The 13,757-nt window shown below is 39.5% G+C and carries 17 protein-coding genes; 1 reads left to right on the forward strand and 16 read right to left on the reverse strand.

Annotation, left to right across the window (positions count from 1 at the left end):
• Window positions 1-6: 6 nt before the first annotated feature.
• The 5 genes from rimI to galE all read right to left on the reverse strand — a co-directional run bounded on the left by rimI (window position 7) and on the right by galE (window position 4,899).
• Window positions 7-549 carry a ribosomal protein S18-alanine N-acetyltransferase gene (gene rimI, locus IGJ00_RS09735; RefSeq protein WP_074800770.1) on the reverse strand — a complete coding sequence of 181 codons (543 nt, stop codon included), beginning with the start codon at window positions 547-549 and terminating at the stop codon, window positions 7-9.
• Window positions 533-1,255: a tRNA (adenosine(37)-N6)-threonylcarbamoyltransferase complex dimerization subunit type 1 TsaB gene (gene tsaB, locus IGJ00_RS09740; RefSeq protein WP_195514520.1), complete on the reverse strand. Its 723-nt coding sequence runs from the start codon at window positions 1,253-1,255 to the stop codon at window positions 533-535. The genes rimI and tsaB overlap by 17 nt, the downstream gene beginning before the upstream one ends.
• A gap of 134 nt (window positions 1,256-1,389) precedes the next feature.
• On the reverse strand, window positions 1,390-2,385 hold the full coding sequence (locus tag IGJ00_RS09745) for a LacI family DNA-binding transcriptional regulator (RefSeq protein ID WP_086334824.1): 996 nt from the start codon (window positions 2,383-2,385) through the stop codon (window positions 1,390-1,392).
• A 29-nt stretch (window positions 2,386-2,414) separates the two neighbouring features.
• The gene (galT, locus tag IGJ00_RS09750) at window positions 2,415-3,899 is read right to left on the reverse strand and encodes a UDP-glucose--hexose-1-phosphate uridylyltransferase (RefSeq protein ID WP_430603700.1); all 1,485 of its coding nucleotides are present in this window, start codon (window positions 3,897-3,899) and stop codon (window positions 2,415-2,417) included.
• A 10-nt stretch (window positions 3,900-3,909) separates the two neighbouring features.
• Window positions 3,910-4,899: a UDP-glucose 4-epimerase GalE gene (gene galE, locus IGJ00_RS09755; protein ID WP_065096439.1), complete on the reverse strand. Its 990-nt coding sequence runs from the start codon at window positions 4,897-4,899 to the stop codon at window positions 3,910-3,912.
• A 245-nt stretch (window positions 4,900-5,144) separates the two neighbouring features.
• Between galE and IGJ00_RS09760 the strand changes: the two genes are divergently transcribed.
• The gene (locus IGJ00_RS09760; RefSeq protein WP_010735150.1) at window positions 5,145-5,312 is read left to right on the forward strand and encodes a DUF3042 family protein; all 168 of its coding nucleotides are present in this window, start codon (window positions 5,145-5,147) and stop codon (window positions 5,310-5,312) included.
• Window positions 5,313-5,684: 372 nt separating this feature from the next.
• On the opposite strand, the gene IGJ00_RS09765 is transcribed toward IGJ00_RS09760, so the two are convergent.
• From IGJ00_RS09765 to IGJ00_RS09815, 11 genes are all read right to left on the reverse strand, one after another.
• Window positions 5,685-7,487 (reverse strand): FAD/NAD(P)-binding protein, encoded by a 1,803-nt coding sequence (locus IGJ00_RS09765; protein WP_438844376.1) that lies wholly within the window; start codon window positions 7,485-7,487, stop codon window positions 5,685-5,687.
• Window positions 7,488-7,663: 176 nt separating this feature from the next.
• Window positions 7,664-7,858: a hypothetical protein gene (locus tag IGJ00_RS09770; protein WP_130029277.1), complete on the reverse strand. Its 195-nt coding sequence runs from the start codon at window positions 7,856-7,858 to the stop codon at window positions 7,664-7,666.
• On the reverse strand, window positions 7,821-8,216 hold the full coding sequence (locus tag IGJ00_RS09775; protein ID WP_010735146.1) for a rhodanese-like domain-containing protein: 396 nt from the start codon (window positions 8,214-8,216) through the stop codon (window positions 7,821-7,823). Before IGJ00_RS09775 ends, IGJ00_RS09770 begins: the two co-directional genes overlap by 38 nt.
• A gap of 14 nt (window positions 8,217-8,230) precedes the next feature.
• On the reverse strand, window positions 8,231-9,196 hold the full coding sequence (locus tag IGJ00_RS09780; protein WP_438844377.1) for an ROK family glucokinase: 966 nt from the start codon (window positions 9,194-9,196) through the stop codon (window positions 8,231-8,233).
• Window positions 9,197-9,198: 2 nt separating this feature from the next.
• Window positions 9,199-9,408: a YqgQ family protein gene (locus IGJ00_RS09785; protein WP_065096497.1), complete on the reverse strand. Its 210-nt coding sequence runs from the start codon at window positions 9,406-9,408 to the stop codon at window positions 9,199-9,201.
• Window positions 9,409-9,427: 19 nt separating this feature from the next.
• Window positions 9,428-10,132 (reverse strand): rhomboid family intramembrane serine protease, encoded by a 705-nt coding sequence (locus IGJ00_RS09790; protein WP_065096498.1) that lies wholly within the window; start codon window positions 10,130-10,132, stop codon window positions 9,428-9,430.
• Window positions 10,133-10,150: 18 nt separating this feature from the next.
• Window positions 10,151-10,702 (reverse strand): 5-formyltetrahydrofolate cyclo-ligase, encoded by a 552-nt coding sequence (locus IGJ00_RS09795; protein WP_065096499.1) that lies wholly within the window; start codon window positions 10,700-10,702, stop codon window positions 10,151-10,153.
• Between the two features lie 360 nt (window positions 10,703-11,062).
• Window positions 11,063-11,419, reverse strand: a complete 357-nt coding sequence (locus IGJ00_RS09800; RefSeq protein WP_065096500.1) for a hypothetical protein — start codon at window positions 11,417-11,419, stop codon at window positions 11,063-11,065.
• 5 nt (window positions 11,420-11,424) lie between these two features.
• The gene (locus IGJ00_RS09805) at window positions 11,425-12,954 is read right to left on the reverse strand and encodes a transposase (protein WP_161642531.1); all 1,530 of its coding nucleotides are present in this window, start codon (window positions 12,952-12,954) and stop codon (window positions 11,425-11,427) included.
• Window positions 12,951-13,298: a DUF3958 family protein gene (locus tag IGJ00_RS09810; protein WP_086334752.1), complete on the reverse strand. Its 348-nt coding sequence runs from the start codon at window positions 13,296-13,298 to the stop codon at window positions 12,951-12,953. Before IGJ00_RS09810 ends, IGJ00_RS09805 begins: the two co-directional genes overlap by 4 nt.
• Complete coding sequence (locus IGJ00_RS09815; protein ID WP_086334828.1) at window positions 13,298-13,579, reverse strand: TIGR04197 family type VII secretion effector; 282 nt, start codon at window positions 13,577-13,579, stop codon at window positions 13,298-13,300. Before IGJ00_RS09815 ends, IGJ00_RS09810 begins: the two co-directional genes overlap by 1 nt.
• Window positions 13,580-13,757: the final 178 nt, after the last annotated feature.

Genomic DNA, 13,757 nt, shown 5'->3' on the forward strand with positions numbered 1-13,757 from the left:
TTTATTTCACTCTTCTTTTAATAGTTTTACCATATCTAAGGCATCTTCATTCGTTTCTGTATAATACCCTTTTTTTACTTTTCTTGATTGGAAACCTAGTTTTCTGTATAAGCGTTGGGCATTCTGATTACTGATCCGTACTTCTAATGACATGGTCTCGCATTGATTCATCCGTGCGAATGTCTCGATCTCGTTGATTAAATAGGTGCCGACACGCTGCCGTTGGTAACTGGGACTGACCGCAATGTTCGTGAGATGGCAATCGAGTCCTAATACTCTAGATCCAACAAAGCCGAATAATTCTTCTCGATCGAATATCCCTAAATATAAAGTCATAAATGGGGAAGTCAGCTCTGAGATAAATGCACTTTTTGTCCAAGGTAACTCCCCTAAATAAACTTCCCGTTCGATACTTAACAATGCCTTGACATCATCAACTGTCAGTTCCCGTATTTGAAATTGCTTTTCGCCTACAGTGATCGTTTTCTCTGGATAATCTGCTTTTTCTTGAAGCATGGTCCGTAGATAGGCTTTAAATTTTTTCAACATAGCTTTCTTCTCCTGGCGTATGTGTCTCCAACCATTTTTCTTCTGCTTCCACTCGTTTTAAGTAACGTGGTAAAAAGGCTTGGATATCGTTGACCGGATTACTTGAAGCCCCTAATTGCGCGACGACAACTCCACTAGGAATATCCCAAAGTGGCAAGGAGTTACGCTTAGCATCAGGCATTGATTCAGCGATTTCTGAGTTGAATTTGTGGCAATCGCTACCGACAAAAGTGATCGATCCATCCATTTGTTTTAATTTTTCGGTTAATTCTGCGAAAGCAATATGGGTGTCTTCTAGAACGTTTTCTAATGTTCCATGATGCCAGCGATAGGCACCAGCATAAACATTTTTTCTTCTCGCATCAAACATCGGTACAATGATTCCTTCGATTCCTACGCAATTTGCTGCAAGTACAGCAAGACTGGAAACACCCACCAATTCTTTATTTAAAGTATAGGCTAATGTCTTGGCAGTTGTGACACCGATTCTCAATCCTGTATAAGAGCCTGGACCACTTGACACAGCAATTCGATCGATTTGTTCTGGTGTGAGTTGGCAATCTGAGATCAATTGATCCAACGCTGGCATCAATGTCAGACTATGATTTTTCTTTCTATTGATTTGGATTTGACCTAACACTGTTTCGTCTTCCAATACGCCAACAGCTAAGGTTTGATTTGCTGTATCGATCCCTAATGTAATCATTTGACCGTTCCCTTCTACTACTCTAATGTCGTTTATCATTGTAGCATACTTCGAGGTAAAAAAGGGGAGGAAAAATCAAGTTTGGCTCTCGCCGCTGTTGAAATTTCCACCCCTTTACTTAGGTTGATAATCGTCTATTTGATCGTGGCTTGTTTTGTTGATTCTCGTAAAATTAGTTCTGTCGCGATCGTGATTTTTCTTGAAACCGGTGCAGTACTATGGATCAACTGGCTCAATGTCTCAACTGCCAACTCCCCCATCCATTCGGTGTACACTTTAACTGTAGAGAGAGGTGGTGAGACATACTTTGCTACACTGATATCGTTGAAGCCTATCACTGAGATATCTTGCGGGATAGTCAATCCTGCTTCTTTGATTGCCTTCAATGCACCAATTGCTAACGCATCATTCGCAGCAAACAACGCATCAGGTAATTCCTTTTCTTGCAATAAAAAATCATGAACAGCTTGATATCCTGCCTCCACTGAAAAATCCGCTTCAATGATTTTTCCTGAGAGGTTCTTTTCTTCACTGATCAGTTTTTGAAAAATTGCCGTTCTAGGATCAGTCACCGGTGTTCGGTGTTGCTTCGTGTACTCTTTTCCGGCTATCATCACGAGTTGTTTGACTTCTTCTTGTAAGAAATGATCCATCACTAAGCGAAGACTCGACTCAAAATCAACGACTAAAGAATCGATGCCAAATCTTGTGCCATCTGAATCGACAAGTAAAAGGTTTTCTTGCGTACGTTTCAATTCTTTCAATTGCTCTTCGTCAAACTTTCCTAAAGCAATCGTTCCATCTGCAGATTGCTCACTAATGGCATCCCAGGTTTCCTTGATCAGGCGAATATTCGCTTCCTCCGCTTTTTTTTCGATTCCTAAGCGTATAGAAAGATAATAAAGATCTTCTAATTCTTCTTGTGTATCATACCATTGGATCAATTTGATCGTTTGTTTTTCAGAGGCTAGATTCTTATGATGTTTTTTATAATTCAAGTGTTCAGCTGCTTCAAAAATTTTTTGTTTCGTTTCCATGCCTACTGACAATTTCTCATCATAATTCAGCACTCTTGAGACAGTGGCAGGAGAAACTCCCGCCAACTGAGCAATATCTTTGATTGTGGCCATTCGTTTCCCCTCCTGTAACTGACCGATGCTTATAATGTTTCAGTAAAGCGCAAGAACGCAGCTCTTCCTTGTTCGTCCCGTTTGAAGACGCCGGCATCTTCTAAAACTCTGGCGAAGACTTGCCCAACAGCATTTTGGATAACAACTGTCGCAGTCTCTTCAGTCAAATCAGGATTTGCTTGTTTTAGCTGTTCTGCCCATTCACGATGATAGTCCGCGAGTTGATTTTCTTCACCCAGTAGATATTGCTTCACTTCTTCCAATTCTGGTTTTAAGCGTGGTGGCAAGACGGCCAACCCCATAACTTCGATCAAGCCAATATTTTCTTTTTTGATATGTTGGATATCACGATGAGGATGGAAAATCCCTTCAGGATGTTCTTCGGACACATTGTTGTCGCGCAATACTAAGTCGATTTCAAAGTAATCCTCTCTGCGACGAACAATCGGCGTGATCGTGTGATGTGGCGTACCATCTGCTGAATAGGCGATGACTGATACTGATTCATCTGAATAGTTCTGCCATTTGTTTAAGACCGCATCCGCTGCTTCTACTAATAAATCTTTATCGGGCGACTGTAAACGGATCACAGACATCGGCCATTTGACGATCCCTGCAATTACCTGTGGATACTCGCCTAGCTTGATCAATTTCTCCATCGGCGCTTTCGCCATCGGAAATTCATGACGCCCTGCTTGATAATGGTCATGTGAAAGGATCGATCCACCAACGATCGGCAAATCAGCATTTGAACCTACGAAATAGTGTGGTAAGACTTCAGTGATCTTCAACAACCGAGCAAACGTTTCTTTTGTGATGCGCATTGGTCGATGTTCTTCTGATAAAATGATCGAGTGTTCATTGTAGTAGGCATAAGGCGAATACTGAAATCCCCAACTTTCTCCGTCTAAGTTCATTCGGATGATTCGATGATTGGTTCGTGCTGGGTAATTCAATCTTCCTTTGTACCCTTCATTTTCCATACATAACATACACGATGGGTAATCGACATGCACCGCTTTTCTTTCTGCAGCGATTTGTTTTGGATCTTTTTCAGGTTTAGATAGATTGATCGTGATTTCCAAGTCTCCGTATTCAGACGGATAAGTATACACGATATTTTTTGCGATGGCTCGTGTTTTGATATAGTCATTGTTGCGGCTCAACTGATAAAAATAATCCGTCGCTTCTTCTGGACTTTTTGAATAATGTTGAGCAAAAAAAGCATTGACAACAGAAGGTGGTGGCGTCAAGAAATCCATCAATTGTGCCTCAAATATTTCTCGGTCAGCTGTTACATCCGTCACCAAGCCATTTTCTTTTGCTTGTTCAACTAAACGATTCAATAGATCGACCGATTCTTCTTGCACTGGACGTACTTCAAAAGAGTCGCCGGCTTCTTCGCCAATAAGACCTAAAATACGATTTTGTAAGTAGATACGGTCCATTTCCATCCAACCACCAGACGCGATTGCTAGTGTGACAAAATCTGCAATTGTTTGACTAATCGTCATTTTCTTCCACCTACTTTTCATACCCGTTAGGATGGCTTTCATGCCATGCCCAAGCAGTTTTGATGATTTCTTTCACATCTGTATATTCAGGTGCCCAGCCAAGGATTGCTCTCGCTTTTTCACTTGAAGCTACTAAACGACTTGGATCACCCGCTCTTCGTGGTGCGATTTTCGCAGGGATATCGCGGCCTGTGACTTCTCGTGCTGCTTCTAGCATCTCTGTGACTGAATAACCTTTATTACTTCCCAAGTTGAAGAAGTTACTTTCATTTCCAGCTTTTAAATATTCTAAAGCTAAAATATGTGCAGCAATCAGATCTTCTACTTGTACATAATCTCTGATGCATGTTCCGTCTGGGGTATCATAATCATCGCCATAGATCGCTAATGACTCTCGTTGGCCTAAAGCCACTTGTAAAATGATCGGTACTAAATGAGTTTCAGGTGTATGATCTTCGCCGATCGACGCATCATTCTTAGCTCCTGCTACATTAAAATAGCGTAAAGCCACATAACGCATGCCATATGCTTCGTCACACCACTTCATCATTTTTTCCATCATCAACTTGCTTTCGCCATAAGGATTTTTCGGATTCGTTGGTGACTCCTCTGTGATCGGCGATTCTTTTGGCTCACCGTAAGTCGCAGCTGTTGAAGAAAAGACGATCCGTTTCACATCAAACTCGTGCATTACTTCTAATAATACTTGCATGCCATAAACATTATTATTGAAGTAGACTAAGGGTTTTTCAACTGATTCACCGACTAACGAGCTCGCTGCAAAGTGCAAGACGCCCTCAATCGTTTCTTTTTGGAAAACTCCGCGTAGAAATTCTTTGTCACGAATATCTCCTTCATAAAACCGTGCATCAGTATGAACTGCTTGACGATGGCCTGTCAAAAGATTATCCACGACTGCTACATCATAGCCCTTTTCAATTAATTGATCGACGGCATGGGAACCAATATAGCCTGCTCCGCCTAATACTAAAATTGTCATGTTAAGACTCCTTTATCCATATAATTATATTCGTTATTTATTTTAACAAAAGTGATGACCAGAAAACAGGGACTTTTTTGACAAAACCTTCTTTCATTTTATTTAGTAAATTTATAATAAAACATTTAGTAAATTTTTTCAAGAATTTATTGTAAAGGGTTTCAAATAAAAAAACGAAAGACTAGCGTTTTTCCTTGTTTTGCTTCATAATAGAAGTGTCAAATAGATAAATGAGGTGAATCATTATGAAAAAATTTGTATCAGGTATCTTAGTAGGTAGCTTGGCTACTGTAGCAGCTGTGGCTGGTTTAGTAACTTCTGTGAAGAAAACAGTCATCGACCCAATCGACGAAAAAGAAGCAATGATTGAAGAAAATCGTAAAAAAGCAATGAGAAAACGTGTATCACGATAAGAACGAGTGATTGAAGCATTCAGCTTCAAAAACGAAAAACCCAAAAATTGTTCTTCAATTTTTTGGGTTTTTTTATTTCTAACAAGTTTTTTCTAAAACTCACATTTTTAAGTTACGATAGAAATGGAAGCTGACGAATAGCACAGTCAGGTTTCTTCTATCTCCCTCGTGCTATCCAAAAAGAACGTTCCTACAAGAGGTCGGGACAGAAGTGTTTAGCCTAGAGAAATAAGGCGCCATCCACGAAAATTGTTCTTCAAATTTTTGTGGATGGCGCCTTATTTCTGAAGAGGTTACTTCTGTTCCCGCCGTTTATTCGGTTTTAGGTGGTGGGAGAGAACTAATGTCCCACTCTCCTGAAAGAACGTTCTTTTATGATTCTTCAGCTAAAATCAGTTGTGCGATACGATCGATTTGTCTAAGGTTCCAAAAATCGACATGGGGTCTCGGAACGGAGGCCGTTAACCATTCTACCCCTTCTGTTGGGATGCCGATACAATACAAATTGTTTTGTACTTCCCCATGTGCATCGATCACACGTGAACTTTCTCGTTCGATCGCTACCGCACCAGAAACGAAATCGCCACTTGGATCATGCAACTGGAATGGCTGAAGGACCTGGGCATCACGTAGACTGATCAAGGCTGGATTTCTCGTTGTTCGTAAGTCATTTTTTGGTAATCGTGCCTCAATTAGATAGCTACTTGAAAGCCCTTCTCGTTCGAGGTAAAATCCTTTGTCCTTTCCTACTACAGTAAAAGAAGGTTCCACCAAATGGAATATCCCTGCATCGATCAATGCTGCTAATTCCTGGGTTCTTCGTAAAGGCGGACCAATAGTAAAAAAAGCATCAAACGTATTGAACCATTGCCACAATACTTCTTTATATTCTTTTGCAGAAAAAACTTCCCATAGCATTGCTTGATGCACCATGTTTCGCCAATCTTTCAATGCATCCAACGTCGCAATCAATGGACCGTCCACATTCCCTTTTTGCGCTTCATTGATTTGATCTTCGATATATCTCCGACTCATTTGTGGATAGGGTAACGTGTGGTCGGTCAAGTGATCAAGTAGGTTCCAAGACCACAAATGGTTTGCTAATGCAGGATATTTTTGCAGCCATTCCTTTTCTGTAGCTCCAAGAAAGACTTCTTGAAATTCGCTGAGAGCAATCGACAACCCATGTTCCTCAATCACTTTTTTATAATAGAACAATTCGAGATCTTTTTTTAAGTCCGCAAAGAAATCTTGTCCAGTCAGTTTTTGGGTCCGATAGTACGTATTTAATCGTTCTTGCGTCAGAATAACTGGCTGTGCCACCTCGCCAACTTTTTTCTGGTTGCGTCCATGGGGATAGTAAGGTAACCCTCGCCGAGAGCCACAATAGACGATAGGCTCTTCTCCCGACGGACGATAAACCAATCGACCTTCCAATTCTTCAAAGCGACCGCCTCGTTGTTGTGTCAACAAACCGATATAATCGAAAAAACAGAGTCCTAACCCCCGAACAAACACCGGTTCTTGGGCAGGTATCATCGATAAATCAACATCGGCTGGATTAGCTGGTCCTTGGTAAAATAAGTGATGCTCAGCCGCATACTCACTTAATTGTCTTTCTTCTGACGTTCGTTCATGTTCCCAATGACCCGTTGCTAGGATCAGATGGTCCACCACATAGGCTTCGTCTTTAGTTTGTAGAATGAATTGTTTCTCTTTCTTGGTGGCTTCGATGACTAATTCTTGTATATAATTGAAACGATCAGAAAATCGTTCTTGTAGACGCGCGTAAAACCATTGGAGATAGACGCCAAAAAAGCGACGACTTGTTGGTTGGTTTTCTAATAAATTAGCTGCTTCACACAAAAACGCTTCTTTTTCTTTGATAGTTGTCTTACTAAGATAAGAAGGAGCAAATTCTTTCGCCCATTGATAAAGATTCACTCCGTTAGCGACCACGCCGCCACTACTTAATGTCTCATCCGTAAACATCGTCACTTGTGACGCCAATGAATTCATCAGTACTTCTTTTGGCTGATCGACTCGCCAAACCTTGCCACCGATTCCACTTGGATCAAAAAGGAGGATCTCAATATCTTCTTCTTGTTGATTATAGAGTAAACGCTCTAACATGCTAAGTCCACGAGGACCTGCCCCGATGATCCCAATTCTCATCTATCCACCTACCTATATGTATTTGCTTGGTTATCACGCATCTTTTCTCTTGATTTCACTCAATACGCGCTACAATGATTTACTTGGCTAACTCACTAAGGAGCAACAGTTCTTCATGTTTTTCATTCTGTGAACAACTGATTTCCAAATCACATCCGTAAATCAAAAAACCGAATTTAGGAAAATACTTGGTGCTGACTACCTTTGTTATATCCTCTCATTCCATCATAGCATAATTTTTCTGCAATAAGAAAAAACAACAAGAAAAAAGAGCGAATAACCGCTCTTATTCTTGTTGCTACTAAAGTAACATAAGAAGTACAAGACTCCTCGTTAGATTTTTTTACTTTTGATTTTACCTGACCAACCATCATAGCCACCTTTTAAGATATAGATATCTTGGTAGCCTGCTTTACGCAGTTGGTTAGCTGTACGAATACTCAAACTTTTCTTTTGATCATAAATATAAACCGGTTGGTCTTTACGAATCGAACCAAGTGAATTTTTTAGCACTGTATAAGGAATATTTCTAGCGCCTAAAATATGACCCGCGTCAAAGACATCTTTTTCACGAACATCGATGACTTGTGCACGACGCATTCCTTCACGAAATTCTTCTTCTTCAAGCATTGTTGCAGAACGTTTAGCCATTACTCGTAAGTAAACTTCCCAAAATACGATAGCTAAGATGATCAGTAATAAAATGATGTTAATAATCCATAAAACCATGTCGTGCCTCCACTTTATTCAGCATATTTCAAGGCTAATGAGGCAGCACCGATGACGCCTGCTTCATTTCCTAATTCAGCTAATTTGATTTTTGTTGATTCTCTCACTTGTGGGAAGGTAAATTCTTTGAAGTATTTCTCCACACGACTGCGTAAAAATTCTCCCGCAGCTGATACACCTCCACCGATGACAATACTTGATGGATTCAACGTGTTTCCTAAATTCCCGCAAGCTAGTCCTAGATATAGACAGACACGATCGACCACCATCAAACCAAATGGATCATCTGCTTCTGCTAATTCAAAAACATCTTTACTTGTTACTTCTTCACCATTATCAAGCATCGCTTTCAAGCGTGAATCACCGGCATATTCTTCTGCCAAATGACGGGCCACTCGAACGACACCTGTCGCACTTGAGACAGTTTCTAAACAACCACGTTTGCCACAAGTACATTCGAATCCATTTGGATCGATCGTAATGTGTCCTACTTCTCCAGCGGCTCCAGTCACACCATGAAGTAAATGACCATCCGCCACGATACCGCCACCAACACCTGTACCTAGAGTGATGAATACGACATCAGGATCATTTTCGCCTGCACCTTTCCAACGTTCGCCTAGTGCTGCGACATTGGCGTCATTATCGATGGCAAATTTGATGCCCGTTCCTTCTTCAATCATTTTTTTGACAAATTGAAGCTCGCGCCAGTTTAAATTGTACGCACCAATCACTGTACCAGCTTTGCTGTCGACTGTCCCTGGTGTCCCCATACCGATACCGATAAAGTCTTCAGCTTTCATACCGTATAAGTTCAGACGATGATTGATAGATTCAATGATTTCAGGAATAATGTGTTTGCCATCATCCAAAATATTGGTATCGATACTCCATTTCTGTTGAATTTCTCCGTCAGGTGTCAAGATCGCAAATTTTGCTGTTGTTCCACCTAAATCAATCCCAATAATTTTTTTGTCCATGATCAAATTCCTTTCTTTCTGCTCTCTTCGATTCGGTGTTCTCTTTTTAAGATGTGCCACGCAGTCATATATGTTTCGTGATCGATCAAATGATTATCATAAAGCTTACGTAATTCGATCGTCATCAATTCAATATCATAAATCCGTGCGCCCACATAAATATAGATACCAAACCTCTTGAATAGCTGTTGTACGTCGTATAAGCTTTCCATTTAAAGCACTTCCTTCACATTATACAAGTATTCCATAATTTTTTAAACCCACTAAAACACATATTATAAAAAGAAAGAGAAAAACGATCGACGATATAATACGATGATGGATCGAGTAATCATTGGATCGATTTGGTAATCCTAATAGATTCCCTATCAGGAAACCTCCGATCAAGCCACCCACATGTCCCCAGATATCCACTGAGGTATCTGATATACCGAATATAAAAGAAAAAACAATGAATATCATGTAACGGCGTACCAGCTGTTTTACCACATAATCATTTTTGTAATGAATACCTAGAACAAATAATGCACCAAATAAACCAAAAAGCGATGTACTTGCCCCACCAGATAACACATTCATTTCATTGAAGGCAAAACTGGTCACATTTCCCATGATACCACTAAGTAAATAAATCAAGAAAAAGCGCCAATGACCGTATACCGTTTCGATTTGTGAACCCATAAAATACAAGACGACAGAGTTCAGTACAAAATGCATCATCCCAAAATGAATAAATATTGGTGTGATCAAACGCCACCATTCATGTAGGTAGGCAATATGCTGGCCAGACATGCCTAGTTCAAAAGCCACGCTATTACCAGGTAATACCTCCATTGCGAAAAAGACGATTGTTTGGATCACTAAAAAAATCTGTGTTAAAAATGGCCCATCGAGCCAAGATTTTAATTTGAATTGTTGCTGCCGATTTACTTTCATATATACCCCCTTGTTTTTTTAGTCGTTCAATAAATGTTGGATTTTCTTATCAAAGTCTTCTGGTTCCCAATCATTATGAATCATCTCTTTGAACGTCAAGCTGCACGTTTGATGCGGATACTCTTTCAGATAGCGATCATAGTACCCTCCACCAAAACCGATTCTGTACCCATCTGGATGAAAGATGATTCCTGGGACGATCAATAAATCGATCATCGTTGCCTCATAAAGATGCGTTGAAACAGGTTCTAACACACCAAAACTTGAACGTTCCAATACTGTGTTCTCAGAGAACTCATAAAATGCCATTTGACGTTTCGGCAATGTCTTAGGGATCACAACGATTTTCCCTGAAGCTCTCGCTTGTTCGATCAACGGTCGTGTATCTATTTCAAATTCATTTGAAAGAGTTATACCGATGACTTGCGCCTGTTTCCAATACTCGGTTGCAAACAATTGCTTATAGATTTTTTGTTCTTTTTCTTTTTTATAGCCACTTGCAGCAATTTTTTTAAGTTCATTAATGCCAAATTGACGGAGCTGTTCTTTTTTCTGCTTTTCGTGTCCCAAATAATCACCTGCCTACCTTCTGTTAAAATGGTAGCGGAAAACGGAGAAAATAGCAATTTAACTTTTTAGATTTTTGGATTTGTTCTGTCTAATTTTAGTTAGGACATCGATCTATCCCCATTTGATGTTAACAATCGTCAATCATTCATTCGTTAGATAACACTGAAAATCATTATAGTTTATGTGGAATCGATGAATAAAGTTTACTCTTTCTTGATGTATACGGCAGAAGAAAAATCATTCACAGACTAGATGAACACTAGTGATGCGAATGATTTTTTTGTTTATATTTGTTTTTCAATTTTCAACTTAATAATTCATGAATAGAGAATTTTTACCATCTATAATTTCTATCTTTTATTATTCGTAGTTGATATAGATTTTACTTAAGTAATTGTGTTCTAAAAATAAAACAATTGCTTGAACTACTTCTTCCAAGCTATCTTTCATTGAGGTTTGATTGATTTTGTTGATATCAAAACATTTTAATTGTTCAATAATAAGGGATTTATCTTTGATTAACCACGGTGAATCATCATACCATCCCTCATGATGAAAGTATTCTTTCAAAATCCCCTTTTTTTCTAAATTACAATCTAATAAGTGATCTAAAATTGTATCAAAATACCCGTTCCAAATTATAAGTTTATTGCCATCAGCTACAAAAGAAAGCTCTGCTTCTCCTTCAAAACCTTCATAAAACTTATTGTCAATCATACCATTCACTCCTTCCAATGACCTTTTTCCAAAATTATAATTTGTTCTGTAGTAGCATTTCCTTTTTTTCTTGCATTTATAGCATCATACCATTTATACGCTTCTACCCATTCATTATCACCAATTTTGAAAAAATTTTGGGGCTTGTTCCCTCCATTTCCAGGTAGTATTCTTTGGATAACCCATGTATTGCCCTGTTCTACAGGTGCTCCTGGAGTTCTTGTATGCCACCTCACTTCATACTTAAATTCACCATCATTCCACTTATAAGTAATCTGTTCATAACCAGCATTCATTGTCTTGGCATTAATTTTTACGTTATCAGGAATATCTATAGGTGCTGTTTTCTTATATTGATTTGCAATTTTAAGTTTCTCTGCTTCAGTTAGCGTGGATAGCTTTGGTATATTTCCACCACCCACCTCCTCAATCTTACCATTCTCCACCTGTTTCACACCAGTAGTCGTCAATACTTTGTATGAGGCGTAAGTAAAGCCTAATACCATCAAGGCTTGACCGAGTTCGGATTCATTGATCCATGTGTAGCCGTCTTTGACGTATTGCGAGGTAGAGACAATACTGCCTAAGAGTGGGTCTAGTTTTTCGCCGGTTTCGTAATTGACACCTTGACGCCATGCTGCATTGACTTTCTCTTGGTAGGTATCGTACGTCATGAATTGGATCAGTTCAGGGTCTAAGTAGTGACCTACTTTCGTGACATATTGATACAGCTCGGGATTCACGATGCCGTAGCCTGATTGCTTGTCTTCGATTTTCCAAAAGACACGTGGGTTGCCCTCGTTATCGTGAATAATGAGAGCATAGACGTTGTACTTTTCTAGTTCTTTGTTTTTAGTTGGATCGATGCCTTTTTTCTCGTTGTCTGCTTGTTGCCATTTGTCTTGGATCGTAGTTGTCCAGGACAAATCTTTTGGCATAGAGAATGTTTTCGTTTGGCTATTCCAAGCAGTTTTCGTTTGAGCAAGTCCTTGATTGACTGCTTGTTCGAGACTTTTGATTTCTGTAAAAAATTGCGCGGAGCTTTGGTTGTAAGCTAAGAGTTTTTGGAGTTTTTCTTCCAGTTTGTGTTTCAAATCATGATACATCGTGAGTAACAACGTATTCTGACTGAGTTGAAAGCTTTGATGTTCTTCTGGCATATGAGGTGAAAGAAGCAATTGTCTTATTCCCTCGGCTTGAGTGATATACTGATTCATTTGGCGAATCTGTGCTTCTAATTCGGATTGTTTCAAGCTGATGGAATCAACTTGATTTATGTATTCCTGTGGAAATCGTTTTGCTGCTTTTTCGACCGCTTCGGAGAGTAAGATTCCTCCTTGGACGAGTGGGTAAAGTACTTGGGAAAAATAGGCTTTCGCAGCGTCGTAGGTTTTCCCTTGGAGATTGGGCGTTTGTAAAGTGAATTGAGTGATGGCTTGTTGGAGATTTTGGTAATCAGTGACTTGTTTTTGGCAGAAGTGACTGGCGCTCGTGGCTTGGGCTAAGGAATCCGAAAGATACATATCGATACTCATGTGTTTTGATCCTCCAACAAAATTTTTCTTTTCTCAAAGCTAATCTCATCAAGCTTTTGCGTGATTTTTTGTTGTTGGATCATTTCGTAATGTTGGCATTCATCAAAGCCATTCATCAATCGCCTACTTTGATGTGAAAACTCCGAGGTGAATGTTTCGATGGACGTAAAGGTATTCGATTTCTGGTAAGACAATTGTAATCGAAATAAGAAGTTTCCGATTTCTTTAAAGTGATTCTGGTAATCTGAACGGCAGGCATCAAGTTGTTTCATTTTCTTTTCCTGTTCTTCTCTTTTTGCTTGCAGCAACGTTTCCTCGGTATCAAGATTTGTCCATTGATTCATTAGCGTCTCTCCTTAAAAAGATCTCGACTTAACTGAGTGTCTAGTGTAGAAAATCCTTGAGCAGCAGTTTGCAATTGATTAGCAGCGCCTGAGATGGCTGAGGCAATTTGATTGGCTGAGTTTTTAGCGGACGTTATGCTACTTTGAATGTCTTGATTGCCAATTAGCGTGGTGCGTGTGTCATTTTGAAGCGATGATGCTTGGTTTAAAGGGCTGGTTGCACTGGTGATTCTTGAAGTGGACTGTTGGGCTTGTTGAGAATTACTGCTGAATGTGGCCATAACTTCCTCCTTTACCATAATGTTTAGATAGAACGCTTACATATTCATTATAACAATACATAACCTCTCGGTGGGTGAGAATTGTATTAGATAGGTCTTGTTACTTTATTTCCTATCTAATTGTTGAAGGTATTTCTCAATCTACAAAAAAACACTGAAGGCAAAATCTCCTTCAGTG

The organism is Enterococcus sp. AZ062 (genome assembly GCF_051715065.1).
GTDB lineage: Bacteria > Bacillota > Bacilli > Lactobacillales > Enterococcaceae > Enterococcus_B > Enterococcus_B mundtii.

What these genes read in the sequence shown, in the direction of transcription:
- IGJ00_RS09805 (WP_161642531.1), bottom strand. Translation starts at nt 12,954, where the DNA reads ATGAGTATCGATATGTATCTTTCGGATTCCTTAGCCCAAGCCACGAGC.
- IGJ00_RS09810 (WP_086334752.1), bottom strand. Translation starts at nt 13,298, where the DNA reads ATGAATCAATGGACAAATCTTGATACCGAGGAAACGTTGCTGCAAGCA.
- galE (WP_065096439.1), bottom strand. Translation starts at nt 4,899, where the DNA reads ATGACAATTTTAGTATTAGGCGGAGCAGGCTATATTGGTTCCCATGCC.
- IGJ00_RS09780 (WP_438844377.1), bottom strand. Translation starts at nt 9,196, where the DNA reads ATGGACAAAAAAATTATTGGGATTGATTTAGGTGGAACAACAGCAAAA.
- IGJ00_RS09790 (WP_065096498.1), bottom strand. Translation starts at nt 10,132, where the DNA reads ATGAAAGTAAATCGGCAGCAACAATTCAAATTAAAATCTTGGCTCGAT.
- IGJ00_RS09745 (WP_086334824.1), bottom strand. Translation starts at nt 2,385, where the DNA reads ATGGCCACAATCAAAGATATTGCTCAGTTGGCGGGAGTTTCTCCTGCC.
- IGJ00_RS09815 (WP_086334828.1), bottom strand. Translation starts at nt 13,579, where the DNA reads ATGGCCACATTCAGCAGTAATTCTCAACAAGCCCAACAGTCCACTTCA.
- IGJ00_RS09775 (WP_010735146.1), bottom strand. Translation starts at nt 8,216, where the DNA reads ATGGTTTTATGGATTATTAACATCATTTTATTACTGATCATCTTAGCT.
- IGJ00_RS09765 (WP_438844376.1), bottom strand. Translation starts at nt 7,487, where the DNA reads ATGAGAATTGGGATCATCGGGGCAGGTCCTCGTGGACTTAGCATGTTA.
- IGJ00_RS09760 (WP_010735150.1), top strand. Translation starts at nt 5,145, where the DNA reads ATGAAAAAATTTGTATCAGGTATCTTAGTAGGTAGCTTGGCTACTGTA.
- IGJ00_RS09800 (WP_065096500.1), bottom strand. Translation starts at nt 11,419, where the DNA reads ATGATTGACAATAAGTTTTATGAAGGTTTTGAAGGAGAAGCAGAGCTT.
- IGJ00_RS09785 (WP_065096497.1), bottom strand. Translation starts at nt 9,408, where the DNA reads ATGGAAAGCTTATACGACGTACAACAGCTATTCAAGAGGTTTGGTATC.
- tsaB (WP_195514520.1), bottom strand. Translation starts at nt 1,255, where the DNA reads ATGATTACATTAGGGATCGATACAGCAAATCAAACCTTAGCTGTTGGC.
- rimI (WP_074800770.1), bottom strand. Translation starts at nt 549, where the DNA reads ATGTTGAAAAAATTTAAAGCCTATCTACGGACCATGCTTCAAGAAAAA.
- galT (WP_430603700.1), bottom strand. Translation starts at nt 3,899, where the DNA reads ATGACGATTAGTCAAACAATTGCAGATTTTGTCACACTAGCAATCGCG.
- IGJ00_RS09770 (WP_130029277.1), bottom strand. Translation starts at nt 7,858, where the DNA reads ATGGTTGGTCAGGTAAAATCAAAAGTAAAAAAATCTAACGAGGAGTCT.